The 23,200-nt window shown below is 47.3% G+C and carries 22 protein-coding genes; 4 read left to right on the top strand and 18 right to left on the bottom strand.

All coding sequences use genetic code 11. The annotated features are described in order from the left end of the window. Window positions 1-3: 3 nt before the first annotated feature. From MKY28_RS19700 to MKY28_RS19745, 10 genes are all read right to left on the bottom strand, one after another. Entirely contained in the window at window positions 4-459 is a 456-nt protein-coding gene (locus MKY28_RS19700; protein ID WP_101314145.1) for a DUF2634 domain-containing protein, read from the bottom strand. Next, window positions 452-862 (bottom strand): hypothetical protein, encoded by a 411-nt coding sequence (locus MKY28_RS19705; protein WP_036668841.1) that lies wholly within the window; start codon window positions 860-862, stop codon window positions 452-454. The genes MKY28_RS19700 and MKY28_RS19705 overlap by 8 nt, the downstream gene beginning before the upstream one ends. After that, a complete protein-coding gene (locus MKY28_RS19710; protein ID WP_101314146.1) occupies window positions 855-1,841 on the bottom strand; it encodes an XkdQ/YqbQ family protein in 987 nt (328 codons plus the stop codon). The genes MKY28_RS19705 and MKY28_RS19710 overlap by 8 nt, the downstream gene beginning before the upstream one ends. Continuing rightward, window positions 1,838-2,470, bottom strand: a complete 633-nt coding sequence (locus tag MKY28_RS19715) for a LysM peptidoglycan-binding domain-containing protein (RefSeq protein ID WP_101314200.1) — start codon at window positions 2,468-2,470, stop codon at window positions 1,838-1,840. The genes MKY28_RS19710 and MKY28_RS19715 overlap by 4 nt, the downstream gene beginning before the upstream one ends. A gap of 56 nt (window positions 2,471-2,526) precedes the next feature. After that, window positions 2,527-4,203 carry a hypothetical protein gene (locus MKY28_RS19720; protein WP_340936725.1) on the bottom strand — a complete coding sequence of 559 codons (1,677 nt, stop codon included), beginning with the start codon at window positions 4,201-4,203 and terminating at the stop codon, window positions 2,527-2,529. A 182-nt stretch (window positions 4,204-4,385) separates the two neighbouring features. Further along, window positions 4,386-4,820, bottom strand: a complete 435-nt coding sequence (locus MKY28_RS19725) for a phage tail assembly chaperone (RefSeq protein ID WP_017690174.1) — start codon at window positions 4,818-4,820, stop codon at window positions 4,386-4,388. 174 nt (window positions 4,821-4,994) lie between these two features. Beyond that, window positions 4,995-5,402 (bottom strand): phage tail tube protein, encoded by a 408-nt coding sequence (locus MKY28_RS19730; RefSeq protein WP_036611426.1) that lies wholly within the window; start codon window positions 5,400-5,402, stop codon window positions 4,995-4,997. 245 nt (window positions 5,403-5,647) lie between these two features. Beyond that, window positions 5,648-7,111: a phage tail sheath subtilisin-like domain-containing protein gene (locus tag MKY28_RS19735; protein WP_340936726.1), complete on the bottom strand. Its 1,464-nt coding sequence runs from the start codon at window positions 7,109-7,111 to the stop codon at window positions 5,648-5,650. Further along, on the bottom strand, window positions 7,111-7,299 hold the full coding sequence (locus MKY28_RS19740) for a hypothetical protein (protein ID WP_249911568.1): 189 nt from the start codon (window positions 7,297-7,299) through the stop codon (window positions 7,111-7,113). Before MKY28_RS19740 ends, MKY28_RS19735 begins: the two co-directional genes overlap by 1 nt. Before the next feature lie 412 nt (window positions 7,300-7,711). After that, window positions 7,712-8,605 (bottom strand): hypothetical protein, encoded by an 894-nt coding sequence (locus MKY28_RS19745; protein WP_340936727.1) that lies wholly within the window; start codon window positions 8,603-8,605, stop codon window positions 7,712-7,714. Between the two features lie 531 nt (window positions 8,606-9,136). Here MKY28_RS19745 and MKY28_RS19750 point away from each other — a divergent pair. Next, window positions 9,137-10,159 (top strand): hypothetical protein, encoded by a 1,023-nt coding sequence (locus MKY28_RS19750; protein WP_340936728.1) that lies wholly within the window; start codon window positions 9,137-9,139, stop codon window positions 10,157-10,159. A gap of 165 nt (window positions 10,160-10,324) precedes the next feature. Here MKY28_RS19750 and MKY28_RS19755 read toward each other — a convergent pair whose 3' ends face one another. The 8 genes from MKY28_RS19755 to MKY28_RS19790 all read right to left on the bottom strand — a co-directional run bounded on the left by MKY28_RS19755 (window position 10,325) and on the right by MKY28_RS19790 (window position 19,166). Beyond that, window positions 10,325-12,181 (bottom strand): DUF4127 family protein, encoded by a 1,857-nt coding sequence (locus MKY28_RS19755; protein ID WP_340936729.1) that lies wholly within the window; start codon window positions 12,179-12,181, stop codon window positions 10,325-10,327. A gap of 941 nt (window positions 12,182-13,122) precedes the next feature. Next, window positions 13,123-14,082: a hypothetical protein gene (locus MKY28_RS19760; RefSeq protein WP_445670903.1), complete on the bottom strand. Its 960-nt coding sequence runs from the start codon at window positions 14,080-14,082 to the stop codon at window positions 13,123-13,125. A 179-nt stretch (window positions 14,083-14,261) separates the two neighbouring features. Continuing rightward, on the bottom strand, window positions 14,262-14,897 hold the full coding sequence (locus MKY28_RS19765; protein ID WP_340936731.1) for a VOC family protein: 636 nt from the start codon (window positions 14,895-14,897) through the stop codon (window positions 14,262-14,264). Further along, window positions 14,894-15,352 carry a VOC family protein gene (locus MKY28_RS19770; protein ID WP_340936732.1) on the bottom strand — a complete coding sequence of 153 codons (459 nt, stop codon included), beginning with the start codon at window positions 15,350-15,352 and terminating at the stop codon, window positions 14,894-14,896. Before MKY28_RS19770 ends, MKY28_RS19765 begins: the two co-directional genes overlap by 4 nt. Window positions 15,353-15,399: 47 nt before the next feature. Continuing rightward, a complete protein-coding gene (locus MKY28_RS19775; protein ID WP_340936734.1) occupies window positions 15,400-15,975 on the bottom strand; it encodes an NADPH-dependent FMN reductase in 576 nt (191 codons plus the stop codon). 188 nt (window positions 15,976-16,163) lie between these two features. Continuing rightward, a complete protein-coding gene (locus MKY28_RS19780) occupies window positions 16,164-16,898 on the bottom strand; it encodes a response regulator transcription factor (protein ID WP_315372118.1) in 735 nt (244 codons plus the stop codon). Between the two features lie 18 nt (window positions 16,899-16,916). Next, a complete protein-coding gene (locus MKY28_RS19785) occupies window positions 16,917-18,641 on the bottom strand; it encodes a GAF domain-containing sensor histidine kinase (RefSeq protein ID WP_340936735.1) in 1,725 nt (574 codons plus the stop codon). Window positions 18,642-18,683: 42 nt separating this feature from the next. Further along, window positions 18,684-19,166 carry an ArpU family phage packaging/lysis transcriptional regulator gene (locus MKY28_RS19790; protein ID WP_017690187.1) on the bottom strand — a complete coding sequence of 161 codons (483 nt, stop codon included), beginning with the start codon at window positions 19,164-19,166 and terminating at the stop codon, window positions 18,684-18,686. A 781-nt stretch (window positions 19,167-19,947) separates the two neighbouring features. On the opposite strand from MKY28_RS19790, the gene MKY28_RS19795 reads away from it, so the two are divergent. From MKY28_RS19795 to MKY28_RS19805, 3 genes are all read left to right on the top strand, one after another. Beyond that, the gene (locus MKY28_RS19795) at window positions 19,948-20,391 is read left to right on the top strand and encodes a helix-turn-helix domain-containing protein (protein WP_082219000.1); all 444 of its coding nucleotides are present in this window, start codon (window positions 19,948-19,950) and stop codon (window positions 20,389-20,391) included. 42 nt (window positions 20,392-20,433) lie between these two features. Further along, window positions 20,434-20,850 carry an ImmA/IrrE family metallo-endopeptidase gene (locus tag MKY28_RS19800; protein WP_101314157.1) on the top strand — a complete coding sequence of 139 codons (417 nt, stop codon included), beginning with the start codon at window positions 20,434-20,436 and terminating at the stop codon, window positions 20,848-20,850. Window positions 20,851-21,022: 172 nt separating this feature from the next. After that, on the top strand, window positions 21,023-22,822 hold the full coding sequence (locus tag MKY28_RS19805; RefSeq protein ID WP_036611451.1) for a 5'-nucleotidase C-terminal domain-containing protein: 1,800 nt from the start codon (window positions 21,023-21,025) through the stop codon (window positions 22,820-22,822). Window positions 22,823-23,200: the final 378 nt, after the last annotated feature.

Genomic DNA, 23,200 nt, shown 5'->3' on the forward strand with positions numbered 1-23,200 from the left:
CCGTCAGATCACCTCACTTTCCAGAATAAACATCTCTTCCTGCACACTCGCCACCCGACACGAGAACATGCACTGCTCCCGATTCCAATCAAACGTGAACTGGTCTACCGAATCCGTGCGTGGATCAGCCAGCAACGTCTCCGTCACCATCCGGGTAATCTCACTTTCCATCACACCCCGGCTATCACCCTGCCCTACCAGATCTTCCAGCTCCGAACCATAGTTCCGGGAGTAAATCACATGTCTGTACCGTGGCGTTTTCACTGCCTTAATACACCACTGCACCCAGGCTTCATGCGCACCCGCCGCAGCTACTTTGCCACTCGGGGTCAATACAAAATCCCCTGCATCGTAATCGAATCGCCAGCTCCGTCCAAAGCGTACCTCTTCCGAATCCGCCCCCGACAGATCTTCCTCATCTCCCCATACCACACCCGTTTCCGGGAACAAACTAGGCATGAGCGCTCACCACCTTACACAGCACCACAATGTCGTTACCGCCATTCACCCGCATCGCCAGTACGCGATCTCCCGCTTTCAGACCTTTGCCAAGAGACAACACCGTTTCTTCCACTTCCTCTTCTTGCAAAAGAAACCGTCCCGTGCCCGTCGTTCCGCCGTTTGCCACGTCAGGTATACCGGAAATCGCGCCAGCAGCCTCGCGCTCCGGCAGTCCAAGCGTGCCCGGCAACTCGGCCACGAGATAGTCCTGCACTTCGTGCTTGAAATCATCCAGCTTCACGCCGGACGATGTCATCGTACCCAGTACCGCGCCCAGCCCGCTCACGGCCTGACGAGAATGTGTACTCATCGCACCCCGCATGACGTCGGCAAAATGCCCATACGGATCATCTTTATTCAAGGTAATACCTCCTTTTCACCAGCTCGGCTGTCCCCAGTTCCAACGTCATCATTCCAGGTCCGGCAGACAGATCACGGCTGACCGACATGACGATTAGCTTCAGTCCTTTCAACAACACTGCGTCCCCGGCGCGAATCGTATTGATATCCGGTGCCGATATCGTAAAGGTCTCCTGAATACCCGTCAGATGACTTTTCGCCAGTTTTTTCGCGGCAGTTGTCGATTTCACCTGATCGTCCTCTACCAGCTTTTGCAATGTGCCCAGTTCTTCCACACCATTCTGCTCAATTGCAAGCACTTTGGAAGGAACTTCTTTGCCACTCGGTGACTCCGACGCTGCCATCACTTTAACTTTGGTAACCGCCCCTTCGAGCGTACGCATCTGGGTCAGATCAATTAGTCGATCAAGTTCATACACCTTTGCATTACTTCCGATCTTGAATAGCTGCAGCCCACCAGGTGTCATCCGTGGATGGTACATTTCCCCGCCGGACTTCGCCGTTTCTTTCAGATCGGCAAACATCATCGAGAAGATCGTCTGTGACCGATACACGGCTTTTCCCAGCTTTGTCTTGGTTTCTGGCAATGTAGCGTATGGAATCTTCCACTCTTTGGCGTAGGTTTTAAGTCGCTGCGTAGCCGTCTGATCCTTCGGCAGCAGGAACTCGTCCTCCGATTTTTCCAGATATATCATTCGGTCGTACACCGTGAGAGACAGCCGCTTGGTGCCGCTGTTCGAGCTTTCCACCTCCCAGATGACCGCAGGATGCAGCAGATGAACCATATATTTTTCGCCAAAAGGAACCCCGCTAATCCGCACTATCATGCCCGGTGAGATCGAAGGCAGACCGGAAGATGCAGACACCGCCAGCCGGATGTTGGCCTGATAGGCAATCTGGTCCAGCGAGTCCTTCAGCGTAATCGTCTCCACCAACTTGGTGATGTCGTATTTGTCGTCGACAATGACCTTGTAGGTCATGGCATCACCAGCTTTTGTCCGGGCTTGATCCGGTTCGGATCACTCCCGATGATCTTTGCGTTGAGCTTGTAGATCTCGTTCCATTTGGAACTGCTACCCAGCTCAAGCTTTGCTATTTTGGACAGGGAGTCGCCAGATTTGACGGTGTAGGTCTTGCTACTCTTTTTCAAATCGGTACGAGAACCTGACTTGCCCCCGGATGCCGCAGAACCGACCTTCTCCACCTTGGAATCACGCCATGTGCGCAGGGTCAGGTCGAAGTAAATATCTCCTGTCTCCCCCCCACGAAAGCTCGAATTAAGCGAAACAATAAAAACAGGCACGTTCACGCCCGTCTCTGAAATGATGAAACGCAGCGGCTTTTTGGAGATCAGAAAGGTGTTCAGCACATTCATCGCCACACGTGGATCTAGAAAAGATTTTTCATCCATGCAATAGGACGGATCAAATCTTTTGGGAAAAAAAGAAGAGAAAGTGATCTCCTTCACCTTCTCCCCTTGTGCAAAATCAAACTCGCCATGCTCCAACATATTGACCGTTTCATATCCCTTAGACCTAGAAATATTAACTTCTTCAGGGTTCACTGGGAATTGAAATGGAGTGTTGCCGTCCTTCAACGTAAATGACATTTTGTTAGGACCAACTTTATCTTCAAGTACTGACATATCTGCGGCCTCCTTTCTGCTTAGGCCATAATTGTTTTGCGATTTTGCATCGCACGGCGGAACTCGTTAGAGATCCGTTGCCCCACCTGGTGAGAAACTGCGTCATAATCAATAGCGTTCTCCCGAACGGTCACTTGTACCGTACCCGGTGCAATATTCACAGCAATCTGGTTCGTCGTTTCCGTTTTGAAATCCTTAAGGTAACCTGCCAGACTGCTCATCTGTTCTTCGGAAATACGCACTGTGAGCGGCGAAGCTTTCTCATTGGGTTGACCCGCGTTATTCATTGCTACCGCTTGGGATTGCATCACACTTGTTCCCATAAGACCCGCAGCCGTCGGTGAACCAAATCGATTGTTCATGTAGGCTTCTGGACCGGTGATCGATAGAACTGCCGGCCTGTATGGAGGCGGCATCTGAGGTGCTATCGGTGGAGGGGGTGGTGTCTGCGTTGCTACAGGTGTTGAGGGTGACGTTATGACCGCTGCGGCTGGGGCGGTCTGCTCTTCCTTTTTAGAACCGAAACCAAAAAAACCTGCAACCCCATTGAACAAATTCGTCGTTTTCTCCGCCACGTAACTCGCTCCCTCAGAAGCAAATTTTGCTACTTTTGAGATGTCTTCCGCGTTGTTTTTTAGGAATCCACCTACCTTGTCACCCAGCCAACCGCCTGCCTTTTCACCCAGCCAACCGCCTATTGAACCGCCCAGCATGTTCCCAACCACCGGAATTGGAATTACACTGCCAAGTACGGTACCAATAGCTGTTCCTACTGCATTACCAGCAACCGAACCCACCGCACGAGCACGATCCTCAGGTGGGGCGCTTGCAAGTTCTTTAATATTGTTATACATACGGAGTGGTGCGAACAATTTTCCCGCTCCTTTAACGAGGTTGCCACCAAGCTTGCTTATGATGCCAGACCCGCCACTGCCTCCTGCCCCACTTCCGCTTCCACCTCCACCAAAGAGACCTTTTACATCGCCCCACAATCCATCGAATCCACCGATCAAATCGGACCCTGCGGACGAGAAATCATTCACAAACTTTGCCCCACGTTTTGTAACCTTGAACGCCTTTTTAAATTTATTCCCCGGTGTGGCAGGTGTTGTGATTTCTTTCCATAGCTTCTTCCCACTATTTCTTGCATCAAAGACTTTCCCCACACCAGATGAGATTGATTTCCCACGATCAAACATACCTTTCATCTTCTGCAAAAAAGTTTTAGGTTTCGCTTCGGCCGCTGGTGCCGCTCCAATATTGATAGAGTCTAGCTTGGTACTCAGCATATTAATAGATTGGGTATTTGTATTCAAAGCATCGATCAGTGGCTGTGAATTCACATTAACGGATACATCTGAAATCTGGTGGCTGACTTTGAGCTGCACACTAGCTGTAGCATTCAACATCTTAGATCGGATTTGCTTCATTTTTCTCAACAAACCATTTAATGCCGGAGTAGCACGGTCAACCAGATCAACCGTCGGTGTAATACGCAGCCTGCTGATTCGCACAGCCATACTATATATACTTTCCAACCTGCGCCCAGTCGTTCTCAGCTCATTGTTTACCTTGATCAGACTCTGATATCGAACTCTGCCCAGACGTTCCGTTGAGCGTTGGATCTGATCCAAGTATCGAAGGGTTGTCCGCATTTCCGCATTGGATTTAGATAAACCTACAATCATTTCTGCCATTTTTTCACCTCCTGCCTCATATCGTTATCGATTCATTTGCGAAGTTATCGCTGACATTTCCTCTTCCGAGAACGCAATCAACAGCGAGCGCTCCCCGCGTGGCAAAGACCAGAACTCTCCGGGCCGGAGATGATGACGTACCCACATGTGATACAGGAACGTGGTCATTCCGCCGGAGTGAATCAGTTTTTTAGGTCTTCAATCTCCACACCGAAGCCGGACAGCTCCAGCACTTTATCACCTACGGCATCCAATTCACCAGCGAGCAACATACGACGTACCGCCTGTTCGCCACCGGACAACTTCATGCGGCCTGTAATGCGGGTGTCTCCCCAGCCGGACAACTCCAGGCTGCGGACTTTCAATTTCACCGTTGCTTCAGAAATGAGCAGCGCGTTAAACGTTTCGGTGTCCACCTTTTCCTCGGTGCGGCCTTTGGTCGTTTTTCGAATCGTACAGCGTTCGCGAATGTGATCCACTTTGGAGGAAGTCAGCCCACGCAAGGTCAACAGCAGATCCAGACGCTGAATGCGTACATTCTCCTCTGGCAAACGTTCTGCTGCTTCAAACAACTGATCCAAAATCTGTTCTTCGGACATATTTTCATTCATACTCATCGGGGTTAATCTCCTTCTCATTTCACAAATGGGTTTATCTATGCCAGCTTACAAGCCTGTAGAGACAACAAAGAGACCGAGATCATCTCGGCCTGCATTGGTGTCCATATGATATGAAGTAACTATGCAATCATGATTGAGCAAACTAGCTCAATCACTTGCCTATTTCAAAGTTTAGTTCGCCACAATCGGATTCAGCAACTCAAATCCTTCAAACGTAAAGCCCGTTTCCTCTGGTACTTCTTCGCCGGCTGTCCAGTTGGCTAGCTGGATTTTGTCCACCATGCAACCTCTCAGCAATACACTCTCATGTCCATACGATTCAGGGTCGTTCAGCTTGGAAATAATCTCGAATTTGGTGAAGCCGCGCTGGATCATATCGGAAGTGACTTTGTAGCCGGTCATCGTGCCTGTTCCTTTTTTTGCGCCGTTTTTGTGCACCTTCCAGTCGTTACCGACCAGATTCAGCTCACGCTTTTCAATCTCCACACTCGCTTCCAACTTGTTAATGTTTGTCTGCCACACACCATCGATATGCAGCTGACCATGGGTACCGAGAATTACTCTTGACGCATCCAACATATATTTTCCTCCTTGGGTTGGTTGAACTAATAAATATTACACGGTATAACTCCGCAGTCAGAACAATCTTCCGATTGCTGTTATCCCCAGATTTTTTTGATTCCTTTTCAAAAAGGGAAAATCCGGTGGATAAAGGCGAGCGCTTCGCTTCTTCAGATTTTTTCTGCCCTCTCCGTTATCGTGTAAACCATCAGTTCAACGTGTAGTAATTATTCTAGAAAACGGTTCTTTCCTTTCACACAACCTTATTGCACGTAAAATGTACCAAACAACTGCTCCATTACATCCGTCAGCTTCACATTCCATTGCAGGAATACCTGATCTGCCTCCGGTTTGAGAACTGGTGCAGCACCGTAATACGCCGGGTCAAGAATGACATCATAACCGTCGGCTTCAATCACATTACTCTGTGCGAGCAACGCCAAATAGGCCTTCATGGCACTAATCAGTGCCTGACGACCCTCTTCGGTATTGTTCACTTTACCGATATACGTATCTTCCGCGGATCGTTGCAAATCCGTGTTGATAGCGTCTAACACACGAATGGAACGGATTTTTTTCCATGCATTATTCTGTCCAGCGGCCGGAGTTACCAGTGTGTTTACACCACGAAGTGCTTTCACCTGACGTCCATCATGGAAGAAAATAAATACGCCATTCTGTACTGCCTGCTCCTGTTCTGCACGCGTCCAGCGACGTGTCACATCATCGAACGGAGTAGCTGCATAGGTTGTGGATTGGTTCAGACGTTGTCCGGCAATCAGTCCCGCAACATAGGCGGACGTTTCCGCCGAGCTGTAGAATGTATCTCCAAGGCGAACGCCTGTACCGACATTAATCACACCTTCATGGTTGAGCGTAAGCGAACGTGTTGCCGCTTTTTGTGCTGCTGTAGCAGAAGTGTCATCCGCTGCGGAACCGCCAAATACAGCCACCACCGGTTTTCCTTCACTACGCACACGTTTCACCCATGCCGCAAAACTCGCAAGCAGGGGTGCATCAGCCGCCTGATCCAAAGCCAAGACGTCGAATTGCTCCCCTTCCAGCGCACCCTGTACTGCAATGTACTCCGCATTGGTCAGGTCATCGTTGCCACTTACGCCGCCTTTGAATGCCGCACCCGCAATTGTTGCAACTACACCTGCACCATCGCCAATCGCCTGCGCCGTTACCCAGACATTTTGCTCATCCGCGTTAATCTCTTTTGCCAGAGAAGCTGCTGTAATATCCGCTGTCAGGAGCGCATACAACATCCGGTTGCCTTCGAAGAGACGCACTTCATGTTTCGTATTATCAATCACACCTGGCTGGATGGTGACGTAGAATCCATTTGCACGATCCCCCGGATACTTCGCATCCAGTTGCAGCACATTGGCGTCACTGCTGTCCTTCAAAGTAAGCGTAGCAACTTTAGCCGCAGCACTTGCTACACGATAAGCGAGCAACTTCTTCGGCCCACCCAACAGGGCGAGCTTCAAGGACGTATAAGCCGTACCGTTGTCCAGCACATTCGCCGCATAGATACGTTCAATCGCCGCTTCGCTCCCTACTTCAACAAAAGTCCCCACAGGACCCCAGTTTGCCTTGACTGGCACAACGACGGTTCCCCGCGTACCCGCTTGAATGGCCGAAGATGCTGCCGCCTGAAAATTCATATATAAGCCCGGAAGGACCGGACGATTCGTTTGCTCCCAATTTCCGCCTGCCATTATCCCTTCACCTTCGCTTTCATAAATTGGTTAATTCGTTCTTGCGTTTCTTCAATGGAAAACGTCTCTTGCGCCGCTTCGTACAGCGCACCGTACAGCACCTCTGCCTTAACGGCAAAGAGGGCTTCTGCATGATTCATCAATTCTGCCCGTGTATACCGCGGGGCTGTCTGTTTACTTTTTTTCACTGAGCTTGCCATTGCCATCTCACCTCATTTGTTGGACTACTAATTTCGTGAAACGATGATCTTTAAGCTTGATCTATGAATTTTTGATCCTATGAACCTATGAATTTGTAGCTATAATGTTGAAGCTAAACCAATCTACTCAAAGCTATAATCTGGAACCACTCTTAAAAGTGCATGTTCAAAAAGATCGGTTTTCAGTACCGAGAAGATGGGATGAAGTTAGAAATGGAGTAGCAGAGCGTAGGGAAAACTACGTGAGCAACTACAATGTTTCGAAGGGAACATACTTCGAAAGCTTATGCTTATTCGGCTGAATTCCATATTTGATGCTGATGATGCCGTTAGGCATCCTTTGTAATCAAAAGCGGGCTTTTTGAACAACCTCTAATAGAAGGTTCCTCTCGACTAACGTTTACTCCATACCTTTGCTATGGTGAATCTCACGAATGAAAGATACATTCGTACCCGGACGACGAATCCGCTGTTGCAACGTCAGGCGAATCTGACCATTCAAATACGCATCCGTCTGTAAATCTGCCGTGACTTCATCCACTGTGATATATCGCGTGTTACCTTCGTGCTCTTCGCCATCCGTTTCAGTGATGGCAAGACGAGATTGCACTGCAAGTTGCTCCACCAACCGAGTAACGGTCTGGCGTGTTAGCACCGAATGATCGGTTAGCACATGCCCAATCCACTGTTGTCGAACCTCCAATGCCGAAGTGCCCGCCACAGACGTGCTACATCCAGCCAATCTCCACAAAACAGACGGCTTCTCGTACCCACCAGGCCAGATATCCCCATATACGGACCAGTTAGAGCCAAGTTCCTGCTGGGTCCAGCCTTGAAGCGCAGCTAACCACGCGTCGCCTGTTTCAGCGAGGACAGCTCCCGAGCCTTCGGGAACATACACTCCGAACCGCAGACTGCGCGTAAGCATTCCAGACCCTGCATCCACCCGGTCACTATCTGAAGAACCCAAATAGATGCAAGTGAAGGCCTCACCTGCTTCATCCACCAGTCTTACCTGGTGTAACCCATCAATTAGAAGGGATGACCAAACTTCCACTTGTTCAGCGCCACCATCTTCTGGACGAGCGTATGGTGAGATTTTAATAATCCTTCTATATCCCGCCCAAGCAGACTTCGGCACCTCTTCGGCAAACGCAACGACTGCACAAGGCCCAGCCAACACTTCGCCTGGCCCAGGGACATCCAGCACACGACCGTCCCAATCTGGAACAAGTACCGCAAGCTTCTGTTTCAGCGTTCTTTTAATGAGCGTACTCATTTTACTGGTGCTCATGGCAGTGCTAATTTCATTTCTCATAGACACATTCATTTCGCCCCCTTTGGCTGCAAGTTTGAGATCTGCCCACACGATGCAGCGACAGTGCAGCAGCAGTAGACTCCCCCTTTTAACTCAGAGTCTGTATTGCTATCGAACCAGTAACGGGACTACATTCACCGCATCAAAAAGACCGGCCACCTGGCCGGTCTGTACATTAGCGTATGTGCTTTCGGTGCGTCCCTTGTTATTGATCCGATAATACAATTTTACAGCCTTTCATTCCTAGCGCGGTTGGTGTTCCGTATGACTTCGGTGCGATTAAGGGAGACGTTCGGGTGGAAAAAAGACGACACCTGTTCTAATTTCCCAACACACCAATCACTTTTATATCGATATCAAAACAATGTTATTTATTTACATTTTATTGCAGGTGTAATATCCTTCGTATATAGGCTGTACGTAATTAGACGAAGTGTGAAGCATTAAGAAAGGCGTTTGTGGTGCGCTAAAAGTTAACTATCCCATGTAGAGAGTGAGATATTGATCATGAAAAAAGAACTTATTATGCATTCACCTGTAATTCAAGGTTATCCGATTCATGCTAATATGCACTCTATTCTTCCCAATCACCCTTCCTACCATGAATGGTTATTTACGAATCACATGCAACTAAGGTTTGATTTCTACCAACCGGATACTTTCCACTTGGAGTTCTACCAGCCATTAATGAGAGAGTACCATCCGTTGTTAAATATTCACAGTATGCAAAAAGAAATGATCCAATTGCTCAAGTTAAATGTTACCGATTTCTTCATAGAGTCAATTAATAATGGTAACTACATTTATGTTCTTATCGATAAACAACATATTAAAGCCTATAGAACTGAAGAAAGTGCACCTCATGATTTATTCATATACGGTTATGATCGGGATAATCAAGAATTTAATATCGCAGATTTTTTTCCTGACCCATTGCCCAAATATAAGAAAACAAAGGGATCCTTTTATGAGATTGAGCAAGCAGTCAATGAACATATCAACTATAAAGAGGAATGCTGGGATAATGTATTTGGTATACAACTTATCTCCATGAATTCGTTCAAGTCCTATCGTTTCAATTTGGAGTTTTTCAAAATCTCACTGAAACATTATCTTAATTCTACGAATAGTGCTGCATACTTTGAAGTCATTGAAGGCATTCCAGCAGAAGAGCAATGTCTGCACGGCAGTCTGGACCCTGTATTTGGTATCCACATTTATAGCAAATTAATTGAATCTGTTCGTGCCGATCATCAATATATAAGAGCATTACATATGTTATCTGAGCATAAGACGTTAATGACCAAGCGAATTCATTATTTACATAAACTTGGATTAATTGATGGCAGTCTGTTTTACAACCTATTTAAGGATATTGAACTAAAGGCTCGTTCTCTTCGAAACAATACGCTTAAACAAATGATAATCAACGAACACTCACTCAATATACCCAAACTGACTTCAATGATTGAAGAGCTTTCGAATAAGGAGTACATTGCACTTGATAAGTTAGCTAGTGCAATAGGGTAGCGTTGAAAGTTAACCGTAATGTTAAGGGGATCGTAATGATCAACTGATCCGATCCCCTTAACTGGTTCCGATCCATTCCACACCATACCTTATTCCAGTGCTGGCCTAAGCCAACGTTTAAAGGAAGCGGTCATGGCTTATAGGCTGCATATCTGAGGCAATCTTTTACACAATATTAAAATTAACCTGCGGGTTCAACGTAATCTCAAATGCACGGCCCCAGATGAAATCGGGATTTCCATATTCCAGCAGCGCACTGCCATACGTCGCATAGGACAATTCGTCATTACAGATCTGCTTAATCGCCACATTACCTGTCTGGAAGGCTGTTTTATTCGCAAGCGCCGTGGTATAAGTCTGCATCAAGTCACGAAGCAATGTTTGCAAATGGGCATAGTCTTCCTCTGAGTTGAACAGCAACATATTTTGATCCGAAAGGGTAGCCACGTTGGTATACAGCGCATGGGCTCGGGAATACGTGCGGATGTCCGCAATCGCTACCGCTTTGTAGTAGTAATCCTTCAGGAAACGCTTAAACAACAACGAGCCATGCGCGTTCATCGCATCTCGCAACTTATGCTCATGCTTCTCTGTTGTAATCAACGCGTACCTCGACTGCCCCATACCTACAGCAATACCGATCTTGTTACCTGGTGTATTCCATGCACTATAACCCAGAACCCGTCCGGTATATGGACTGTTGAGCAATGCTTCGGCAACATCAACATTGGCTGGTCCTTTACCCACAAAATCAATCAACACCGAAGGCAGACCTTGCTCACTATTCAGCGTCAATTGCTCCAACGCAGCCTGCACCTGATCCAGAGCCGTAATGGCGATAATCTCAATGTCGATGCCCGTGTTCTCCCCGGAATTACCTGGGTGACCCTTCGTCATACGATCCAGTTCGGAGGTCATGTCAAACGGGACAACTTGATCGGCTGCTACAGCCACTAGCTGTTCATTTTCCAAGCCAGCACCCACATCCGTCACCACCTCCGGTTCAGGATATGCCGAATCCGCTACAAGCACACCACCTACAATATCCACATGACGAACCACATTCTCGTGTACATCCATGTATTCATACGTGTTAATGATGGTATTGCCGTGAGGACCAAAATATTTCACTGCGTAACGTGTCCTCGCCCCGCCTCGGAACAACTGGTTAGCCATACGAGCGACCAAAGCGTGCCCCAGACCATCTGCATCCGGCAAGACGATAGCACGATCCGGATTTTGCCCATTGGTTCCACCCAGCCATTCATTGATTCGCGCTTCTACATATTTGATTTCATTGATCTGAACACCCTGCGTGTTGGCATCGTCGACTCCAACCGCGAGGAAATCGATATAACCTGTGCGAGCCAGCTGATCCAGAATGTACAGATTTGTTTTGAATTTATGCTGTCTTGTATTGTAATACTGTTCTTTATCAAAATAGGTCGTTGTCCCATATTCCACTCCATCCGGGGACAGGTTATAACCTTCGATAATATCCTCAAACTCAGTGTATGTCTGACGTGGCTGCTGCATCAATGCACGGGACTCATTATACGCATCAAGCGCCAAGCCATCTGCAAACGAGGTTGTAGCCAAACGCATGATGGTATCCATTACGAATACAGGTTTGCGTGGGTATTTCTGCTTGATCACGCGGATCACATCCAGCAAACGCGTCGTCTCATCATCGTACTCAGGATAGGCGCCTCCTCCATCTTCGCGGAGCTGACGACTGCCAATCAGACCGCCATAGGCGAGCATATCGGATGAGATAATGAATCCGTCGACCTTGGCAGCATGTTTCAGAATAAAGCTGTGAATCTTGGACGGTTTGCCATAAACCGGCGTGGAGGTGCCGAGCAGCGTTGTGCCATCTACGGTTTTCTCCGAGTCCAGACGATTCTTAATATCACTCAGGTTCGGTGTAACGATATGGATACCGGCTGCTTTCCCTTGCACAATCACATCATCCAGATTCGCTGGACGATCATCCAGTGGAACATACAATACTGTTTTCATATCACGTAGCCTCCTGTTATCTGTTTAGTCTTTAATACCCGATCAGGGCAAGGATGCAATCACCGATTTAAAAAACCGGCCCCCTGGCCGGCTGTACGTTAGCGTATGAGCTGTCGGTATGTCTTCCTTGCTGCTGATCCGATAATACCATTTTACTGCCTTTTCCCACTCGCGCTGATGGTAATCGGGATGAAATACGCATGAATGTAGTCGTGTCCGGGGCGGACAATTGTCGGTTTTAATCTGCATAAAACTAATGTGGTGCATTTCAATTCAAACAAGCTATACGATGATGGATTTTTGAATTATGGGTGCCCGTGTCCAAAAAGCTTGAAGTCCCAGCCCGCTAATTCTGGCGAATGGATAGAGGATTTTCTAAGGAACACAGGACGTCTTATTTGTCATTCAGGTACTCTTTTTAAATGATAAGGAACATCAGACACCCTATTTTCTAAAAAACCTGACATTAACGCTGAAAATGGCTGTTTATTCTAATATAACGTGTCTCAGGTTCCTTAGATTTCTACAGACGCTTCAAATCCTTGAATAAGACGCCTACGATTCGTTAGCTCTCAAGCTCTGCTCCAACCGCAAACCGGAGGGGAGACCTCGAATCCATCTGGAGCAGTGCTCTGCATGAGAAGGGAGACAATCCGCCTTTTACGACATCACGAGCGTTTCTCGCACATGAAGGACATGGGCTCGTAAATGAAGGGTGCGTTCTCGAACATGCAGCGAATGGTCTCGCAGATTCTGGATACAGTGCGCTTGCAGACTCCGGATACATTCGGATCCGCTTCGGCTTTCAGTAGCTTGGAATATTAACGCTAGAACACTATAAAGCACCTGCCAGCTTTGGCAAGTGCTCTTCATTTTGATTCTATATCGTTGGTTCCATATCCTTCGTTCTATATCGTTTGTTCCATATAGTTGGCTACATCTCACGCGATGATATAACGAAAGTTCTCCCACGTTTCCGGTACGGGCTCCCCGTTCTTCGCATGATGATAGAAACTGAACGGGAATTTGAATACATGACCTCCGTTCCAGTCACGGGAACGTCTGTCGGTGAGCCAATATTCCAGTTCATGAGGGAGCGCCACTGATCGTTCCGCCCGTTCTAGTGGCAGCAGGTCTACGGGTGATTGCAATGTCGGCATCTCCTGTTCAATATCCACATCTCGGCTTAAGCGTAGTGCCTTCACCATGGTAAGGAAAGGCGGAATGCCTTTGTGGAATAATGCAGGATAACCCAGTTCATATAATATGTTAAGCGCATGTCCGTAGGTGAGCATATGACCGATTAGATCATGATGCGCTTCCGCGTGATAGATAGTCTGGAACGCACCAAGCTCATCCAGAATCAGGCGTGACAACTGAACTGGATTTTCAATCTCGGGGAAACCATCGCTTTTTTCCGGCTTCAGACTGCGAATTTCTTTCATCGTTGTGTTCATCCAAGATCTTCCCGGAATGGTTCGATCGAATGAATCGATCAGTTCAACCAGCCGACCAATATCCTCCGCAGTGCCCCATCCATCCAGTTCGCGAATAGCTTTCAGACTGATTGCCCCGTAGATGGCCTGGTGTCCAACCCAGTGCAGTTCTCCAATCGTTCGATCCAATGCGTCCGTAATACACGCCTCGGCATCTTCCCTGGGCATCATTTCACCAATCGGAGAGGTCTGGCCAGGGCTGATTCCATGCTGGCGAAGCATGGCTTTTGCTTCGGCCGTAACACTGCCGGCGGCAAGGGCAGTGAGACGATTTTCCCGCAACCAAAAATATGCCGCAATCGCACCCGCCCCATAATGGGCGTGCCACAGATCCCCTGTACGTTCCCGACTGGAAACGATAATCGCTAGTCCATCTTCCAACAAACGTCGATCCAAGCTTGCCACCACCCTTCATTATCTGTAAACCCATCAGAGAAACTATATAAGTTGAACTAAGATCTGTCCTCTCCGTTATCGTGTAAATTTAGTTCAACTTATATATTCTAATTAATAAATAAAGCGTTTACTTCTATAACATGATGGAAATGCTCCACATATGCCCGTTTTGCCCCGGAATGCAAAGTTTAGCCAATTCGAAGCTTGCCCACGCCAAGGATGGATACTTCCAACGGATAGATCTGTGCTTTTTGCTTGGAGAAAAACCATGTCCGATCCTTCCTCACCACAATAAACAGACCGTGCACATCTCCTACAGGAGCAAAGGTATCACTAACCTCACCCCAGCTCGTGAGTCCAATCTGCTGAAGCTCATTCACCGTAGACAGAACATCCTCCGTCACCAGTCCAACTTCACACACCTGTAATATATCTTGAGTCGAGAAGTCATGGTCACTCTCGTTCTGAATACGATGATGAGCAATCAGCTCGATAATATTGCCTGCTGGATCTTCGAAATAGAGAGAATGAGAGTCCCAATTAGCAGAGTATGTCTCATCCCGATTTTCCTCCCTGCTTAAAACAACACGTGATGCAGCCCACTGCTTCGCTTCCTTGAACCGATTCGTCGGAATCGACCAGGCCACATGATAAAAGGGCTCACGATCTGTTTCACACGGTTTGAAAATCATCTTTGTCCTTCCAACCTGCAGGTTGAAGGCCTGATCCGTCGCATTGGACACCTCCATTCCCAACGTATCACGATAAAAATGCTTGAGGTCCTCCATCCGTGTTGTATATAACTGTAATTCTTCAATCATCATACGGTCTTCTCCTGCATCTCCTCCCACTGACTCCACGGCACCATGCCGAGTTCAGGCTTCGCTTCATCCGGGAGCATGGCGATGAATTCAAGCAAATGACCATCTGGATCCTTAAAATATACAGATACCGCAGGCATCCAGCCGAAGACGTACAGTTCACCGATATCATCATTCAGGAAGTTCTGTGTCTCGATCCCTTTGTTCTCCAAGTGAGCCACCGCGTGTTTCATATCCTCCAGAGATACATGAAAAGCAAAGTGCTGACGTTTCACCTCGGAAGATTCCTTTTGCCACAATCCCAGCATGGCTTTGCCTTTTCCACCAATCCAGTAGAAGGAGTTCCCACGTTCTTTCTGCCCGTAGGCATGAGGTAAACCAAGGACCGTTTCATAGAAATGATGGGATCTCTCCAGATCCGTCACGTTTAGATGTGTTTCAAATATGCCTGTAATCATAATGCTCAACCTCTTTTCCTTTTCCGATTTTTCATCTTCCTTGGTTCTCAACTCATGGTTGAATTCCGCGCATTCGTTAACGTCTGTGCCAGATTTAAAAACGATCCAATAACCCGCTGCACCCGGTCCTCTATATCCTGACTGCCTTCGTACTCTTCATATCCGTCAAATGTCGCTTCGAATCGTCTGCGCTGCGCACCACCAATGGATATCCACTCATGGTCATTGATGCCATGCAGATTGCGAACAATCGCTTGCAGTTGTAAAAGCGAACTTACCCCCACCGCTCCGCCAGAGGAGCTGATGGACAGGACGGTCTTGCCGCTGAAATGAGCCTGACTCAGGTGATCCAGTGCATTTTTGAGCACACCGCTAATACTGCCATGATACTCTGGTGTAGACAGGATGATCGCATCGGCCGCGAGCATACGTGTATTCAGGTCTGCCAGATGTTCATGATCCGCTTGTTTTTCATCTGGTGCGTAGAATGGAAGTGGTGTCTGATACAGATCAAACAGGCTGGCCTGATGTCCCTGGCCGCGAATAATCTCCACAGCATACTCTCCCAGACGTGTACTGGTTGCATTGTTCCGATTGCTTCCTGCCAAAATAACAATATTCATTCATGTCACTCTCCTTGGTTTTTTAATAATTCAAACTCTCATGTTTCAACCGATCTGTTATTTCTACTCTTATCTTACCTTTCTTTTGCATCCAAATCGTCAGCAGATAGACTTAACTTGAAATACCAAAAAACTCAACCTTTAGGTTGAGTTTATACGACTTAAGTATGAACATATGTCGGAATTGGTCACACGACCCAGCCATTTCTTACGGCATGAAGAGCCGCTTGCGTCCGATCTGCTAGTCCCAGTTTGTCGAGCAGATGACTGACATGGGTTTTGACCGTTTTTTCGGTGATGACCAATTGAACTGCAATTTCCTTGTTGCTCAATCCTTGAGCAATCAGCCCCAAGACTTCTTGTTCACGGCGAGTGAGCATATCCAGTCCGCCAAGAGACGCTTCAGTTGATTTCCCCTTCTGCTTTGGCTCCTGATGTTGACTGTCTGCTGACTGATCTGTCGGTATATGCTGTGGTTGCTGTTCATTTATAGACCAATCGGATGAAGCCATCACATGCATCAATTGACCTGCTGCGGCAGGATGCAATTCCACCTGACCTGCATGCACATTGCGAATGGCTACAGCCAGATCCTCCGGTTCAATATCCTTGAGTAGATATCCTTTAACTCCTGCGCGAACAGCAGGAACGACATGATCCTGATCCGAAAACGAGGTGAGCACAATGATTCGCGTTGCTGGCAATAACGTGCGCAGCCTTCTGGCTGTTTCGATTCCGTCCATGACCGGCATATGCAGATCCATTAATACCACGTCAGGTTTTAACGCTTCCGCCTGAGCCAGTGCTTCCTGTCCGTTCGATGCTTCGCCCACAACCTTCATGTCTTGCTGTGTCGTCAAAAAAACGTGCAGCCCCCGTCTCACCATCGCATGATCATCTGCGAGCAAAATCGTAATCGGCATCTCTTCTTCCCCCTGACTTTATACAGATTCGAACGGAAGTGGAATGACTGCCGTTACTGTCGTTCCCTTACGGGAAGAACTCACTATTTCTAAGTTGCCTCCGAGCGATTGAGCCCGTTCCTTCATAATGGACAGGCCAAGGGAGCTTCCAGACGACGCTTTTGGCCTGTTCGCACCACCTTTTCCCTGATCTGTGACAGTGAGCACCACTTCATGATTACTTAACTTGAGGGTGACCTCAGCAGAAGGAACATCCGCGTGTTTCCGTACATTATTCAGCGCTTCCTGTCCGATTCGCCACAATGCTTCTTCTATATTACGTGGTAAAGACCGCATTCCCGTCCGATTCGTCACCACTTGAAGCCCCTGGCTTGTGCCGTATTCCTGTAGTGCATGGAGCAGCCCTGCTTCCAGTCCCGCGGGACGGAGCTGCATAATCAATGCGCGCATTTCCTTGAGAGCCTCCTGAGACAAAGCCCGAATATCCTTCAACGCTTCCGTTGCCGGGAGCAACTGCTCGGAGCCGGATAACATACTTTCCGCGCCTTTAGCCGTTAACGATAGTGAAAATAAAATCTGATTAACCGAATCATGCAGATCGCGAGCCAACCGGTTTCTCTCTTCCATTCGTGCAAGTTCGCGGCGATTCTCCGCCAGCTTCAGACTCTCCCATGAGGCCGCAATATGTTCGGCCAATGCCTCCAGCACTTCACGGTCCGCCTGCGCAGGACCTGATGTTCCTATTCCGATCACCAGAATTCCCGTTTCCCCTGTCGTATGGTATGGAAGGGGAGCAGCAATTCCCGAGGCAATGGAATTCGTAGTCTGGTCAGGCTTGCACAGGGTAAATATTTCAGCGATCTCTGTCCCAGACAGAGATGTTACACGATGACTATTGATTAAATGGTTAATGTGGCTCGTCACTTCGGAAGATAACGGAGTACTTGATAACGTTCGAACCGTATCATTTGCATAGGCTGCCTGCAAAACGAACATTCCGCTTTTCTGCTGAATAATGGTAGCAAAAGGCCAATCATAATGCTGCCCAAGCAGCTGTACAACTTTTAAACAAAAAGCCTCAGAATTGGTGCATTCGTTCACTGCAAGACCCAAGGCCGTGCTGAACTCCCCCAGCTTGGCATACAGATCAGCTCGTCGCTGCTCCGTGCGATACAATCTCATCCGCTCTACCGCACTACCAATCTGGTACGCCACGCCCTGTAACAGCGCCAGTTCACTGTCGCTGAAATGTTCCTTGGCTGGCGCAGCCACGTTGAGCAGGCCAAGCATCTTCTCACCTGACCTTAACGGGACGGTTGCATGGTGGGTAATATCATGGGTATCTCCCCATTGGAATTCCACCGCATCCTCCAGCCGTTTACAGTTAATGATGTTGACCGCATGATTGAGTTGACCGTCCTTAAAGCGGTTCACACACCAGCAGGTACCCGTTCGCATGGGCTCTTTATCTTCACGCAGTAATGCCGGGGGCAGATTGTAATCCGAAACACAGGTATAGTCTCCACGTTCATTAATCAGAAACATCCAGCCTGCCGTTAATCCGGTCAACTCCAGTAATTTGCCGACCACGGTATCCAGCATTAAGTTCAGATTATTGGACGTATTGAGCGTTTCCGCGATTGTCTTCAACGTGATCATTTCCTGCATTCCGACTTCTTCCGACATCGCAGACTTCTCTCCTTTGGCTGTGCCAACTGTGGTTTGTTCAACTATTGTAACCAATCCACCTTGGATATTAAAGGATCAACTTCTTCACTCGCTCACTCAGCCCAGCTTCTGTCGCTCTTTGCGGGACACAGACAAAGGCTCCATATTAATCAGACCTCGATCTGACAGAGCCAGCGCCATTTTGTAGAAAGCACGTGTACGAATCTTCGTATACGTATCCTTGCTGACAGGTGGATCAAACACATGGTTATACACTTTATAGTCAAACACATCATCGTCTTTCAGATATCGTTCACAGACGAGTACACGTTCCTTTTCACTCAGCCGGGACACAACAAAATCAATCGTATCGCAATATGCCTGACGCGCGCGCTGCACGTCCACATTGTAGATCGCCGTTCTCGCCGTGGAATCCCCCGTCACATTGGTTGCACCGTGGAAACGCTCGGCATAACTTGCCGTAACCATAACCTCTCGTTCTTCAAATGCAATGGTTTTATAGATTCGGTATTTTTCCAGCGCAGCTTCAACAGCTGTTTGCGTTTTGCGTCGGTCCAATTCGGGCAGCATCAATTCCATATTTATCTTCCTCCTCTAATATTTTTTACTCCATTCATATCTCTCACTCTATCGTTCACGTCATGTTGTTTTGCCATCATTCTTTGCACGATGGAAAAACGCTCTTATTCATAGAGTTGTCCAGTTTCCTACATAAATAACGACATGTCTTCAATTTCCCGCTGTTGCCTTTTGGAATCACTCCAAATCGGTATAATCCGGGGAATTACCTTCTTCAAAGAGTCATTTCTAAAATCCAACCTGTGTCATTGTTACATTTCGTTCGTATAGTGTTCGTATTTCTATTTGAGGATACCACTTTCTGGAGATCGGAGTAAACCTCCATTTTGGTTCGTTTTAACGATAAAATAAAACCTTCGCTCTCATTTCCTATGCCTTTTGGCATAATTGTTTCATATCTCTTTACCTAATGGTATATATACGTTATAGTACTGTTTAATTAATGAACTTCCGTACAAGTCATTTGATTTTTATAAAGAAGCCACCGAGATTTTTAGGGAAGGGACCTAGGTGTGTATCACGCGCATACGCAGTGAAGGAGACGGAATCGATTCTGAAGAAGCGAAGCGTTCGCCTAAAAGCTTTCTGCAAGAAAGCTACATCGGAAGCATACGCTATCCCCGGATTTCTCCCTTTAGAGAGGGAAATAGGAAATCTGGGGATAACAGCGATCAAAAGAACGATCCGAATCCGAAACGGGCATTGAACACACACCTACCTCCCCCATCCAACTGTCTTTTTTATAACTCAAGTACTTGTACGAATCGAAGGAGTTGGCATAATTGTGGAGCACGCTTTTGGTCCTTATATGAAACAACTGCGCGAGCAACAGGGATACAGCATCAATCAGCTCGCCGAAGCAGCTGGAATAAGCAACTCACAAATTTCACGTATTGAGAATGGGGTCCGGGGTGTGCCAAAACCAGCGACCATCCGCAAGATTTCAGATGCACTCTCGGTGCCCTATACAGAGATGATGAAGCAGGCCGGTTATATTGAACCAGGGAGTGCTGCTGAACTTCAGGACGTACCGGAATGGGCTACATACAAAGACCGTCGTGATTTCAAAAAGATGCTGGAGGACGATGATGATCTGATGTTTGACGGTATTCCACTCGATGAAGAGGACAAGAAACGAATCAAGGATGTGCTGACAGGTCTGTTCTGGGAAGCCAAACAGATGAACAAACGCAAAAAGACAGACGAATCGGACAATCGCCCATGAGGCATGACCCACTGAATTTAATAAGGCAGCAGGTGAGATCATATGGATGACATCGTAACAAAGCTGATTCGAAAACACCGGACCAACTGCCCGTTCAGTATTGCCCGCGCGGTTGGAATACAGATTCGTTTCACCAATTTGGGGAAGTCCACCAAGGGACTGTACTTTCGCAAGCTCCGGCGCAGGTTTATCGTCATACACAATGATTTGCCGCCGGAGTGGCAACGGTTCGTGTGCGCCCATGAGCTTGGACACGACCGACTTCATAAAGGGATTAATCGATTCTTTCTGGAGGAACATTCCTATTTTGCTCCAGGCAAGCTGGAAAGACAGGCCAATCGTTTTGCCATTCAATTGCTGACCTCCGGAGTGATGCCTGAACCGGATGAATCTTTGGAGAAATTTTGTTTACGTACCGGACTGCCGCGTGAAGCGCAGCATTTTTTTTACACTATTTAAGAACATACGTTCTTTCCGAAGATTATATTTTCCAACAGCAGATTTACATGTCACTTTCAGGTTACTTATTTTTACGTAATTCGCGAGATTTCCTAATAATAGTCTGTTAAAATACTATTTGAGCTGTGTAAATGCTCAAGTAGATTATTATTTTGGGAGGTTTCGGAATCATATGAAAATCTGGAAGAATTACGTTTCACTTCTGCTAACGGTCTGTTTGCTGTTTGGCAGTGTAGGTATTGCCGCAGCTGCAACGGATACCACTCCGGGCACAGGTAAACACATTACCATTCTACATACGAATGATACGCATGCCCGTGCAGTTGAATCTTCACCTGCTATGGGTTTTGCCAAAGTAGCTGGAATCGCTGACAAATATCGTAGCGAAAACCCGAACACACTCTTGCTCGATGCTGGAGATGCTGTGCATGGTACAACATTTGCCACTCTTGTGAATGGTGAGAGCATCGTGAAAGTCATGAATGAAATGGGATACCAAGCCATCGTACCGGGTAACCACGAATTCAACTATGGTTCAGATCGTCTGATCGAACTGGCAGACATGATGAACTTCCCCATGCTGAGTGCCAATGTGAAGAAAAAAGACGGAACGCGTCTCTTCGATCCTTATCTCATTAAAGAAGTAGATGGCGTGAAGATTGGTATCATCGCTTTGACTACACCGGAAACGTTGTACAAAACGAATCCAAAAAACGTAGAAGGTCTTGATATTACAGATCCATCTGCGGAAGCCAAAGTTCTGGTAAACGAAATCCGCAGCAAAGTAGATGTTGTTGTTGTACTGGGACACCTTGGACAAGACGCGTCCAGCACCGATACTAGCTTTAAAGTTGTTAAAGAAGTTCCTGGCATCGACGTATTCATCGATGGTCACAGTCACACTGTACTGCAAGATGGCCTTGTATCCGATAACGGAACATTGATTGCAAGTGCAGGAGAATACACCAACTATGTAGGTGTCATCGATCTATGGGTAGACGGTGGTAAAGTAACAAAGAAACAAGCAACATTAATTGATGAAACGGAAGCAAAAGACATCAAACCAAATGAGAAAGTCGCGACTCTCGTGAACTCCATTCAAAAAGAACAAGAACCTATTTTGAAAGAAGAAGTAGCCAATACAGCTATTCTGCTGGATGGTAAACGTGAACAGGTACGTGCAGGTGAAACTAACCTGGGTGACCTGCTTGCAGATGCCATTCGTGATGTCAGCAAAGCCGATATTGCACTGACTAACGGTGGTGGTATCCGTGCTTCCATCGAAAAAGGGATCGTAACCAAAGGTGATATCATCACAGTGCTTCCTTTTGGTAATCAAGTGGTAACTCTTGAAGTGAAAGGGTCCGATATTCTGGCAGCCCTTGAAGTCGGTGTAGCTTCCTACCCGGAACCAAGCGGTGGATTCCCGCAAGTATCTGGTATCAAGTTCAAAATCGATACTTCCGCTGCAGAAGGTAGCCGTGTACATTCCGTAACCGTGGGCGATAAAGCCCTTGATCCGGAAGCAACGTATACACTGGCAACCAATGATTTCACAGCTGTTGGTGGTGACGAATACACCATGTTTGCCAAATATCCGACTACGGGTATGTACGGCGCGCTGGACGAGGCATTGATCAATTACATGCAGAAGCTTGGCGCTGTAGACATCAAAACAGATGGTCGGATCAGTGAAGCTGTAAAACCTGCAGTAGAGCCGGAAACTCCGGCAACAGAAACACCAGCTCCAACCAAGCCAAAACCAGAAACACCAAAACCGGAAAAACCGTCCAAACCAACACCAAGCAAACCAGCTCCAGCCAAACTGCATGTTGTGAAATCCGGAGATTCCCTGTACTCCATCTCCAAACAATACGGCACAACGTGGCAGGCATTGCAAAAGCTGAATAATATCAAAAATCCACACTGGATTTATCCAGGTCAACAATTGAAATTGCCTGCAGCTTCTTAAGCTCAACAAAGCAAAGTGCATACAGGCATGATCGCTTATAAGGCGCAACAACATAACGAATCTATCTTGTCATAACCAAAAGGGTGTCCCCAAAGCCAGATTACTGGTTAAGGGGACACCCTTTTGTATCTCTGTTCTTTAACATCAATCCACATCAGATAATTGAACATTTCCTGTGGACATATCCTGCTGATCCTGACAATCATCTGAGGCAAAAATAAATCCCAGCCTGGCCTTTACGGACCAACTTCATCATGTGCCTTCCACACCGAACTATATAAAAACTCTCCGGAATGACCGTGTTCATGCGGTTATTGTACTTTTATTTCGACATCTCTATCTTCTCAACATTGCATACTTGCACATAAATCCGCCTGG

This window comes from Paenibacillus sp. FSL R5-0473 (genome assembly GCF_038004565.1).
Lineage (GTDB): Bacteria > Bacillota > Bacilli > Paenibacillales > Paenibacillaceae > Paenibacillus > Paenibacillus amylolyticus.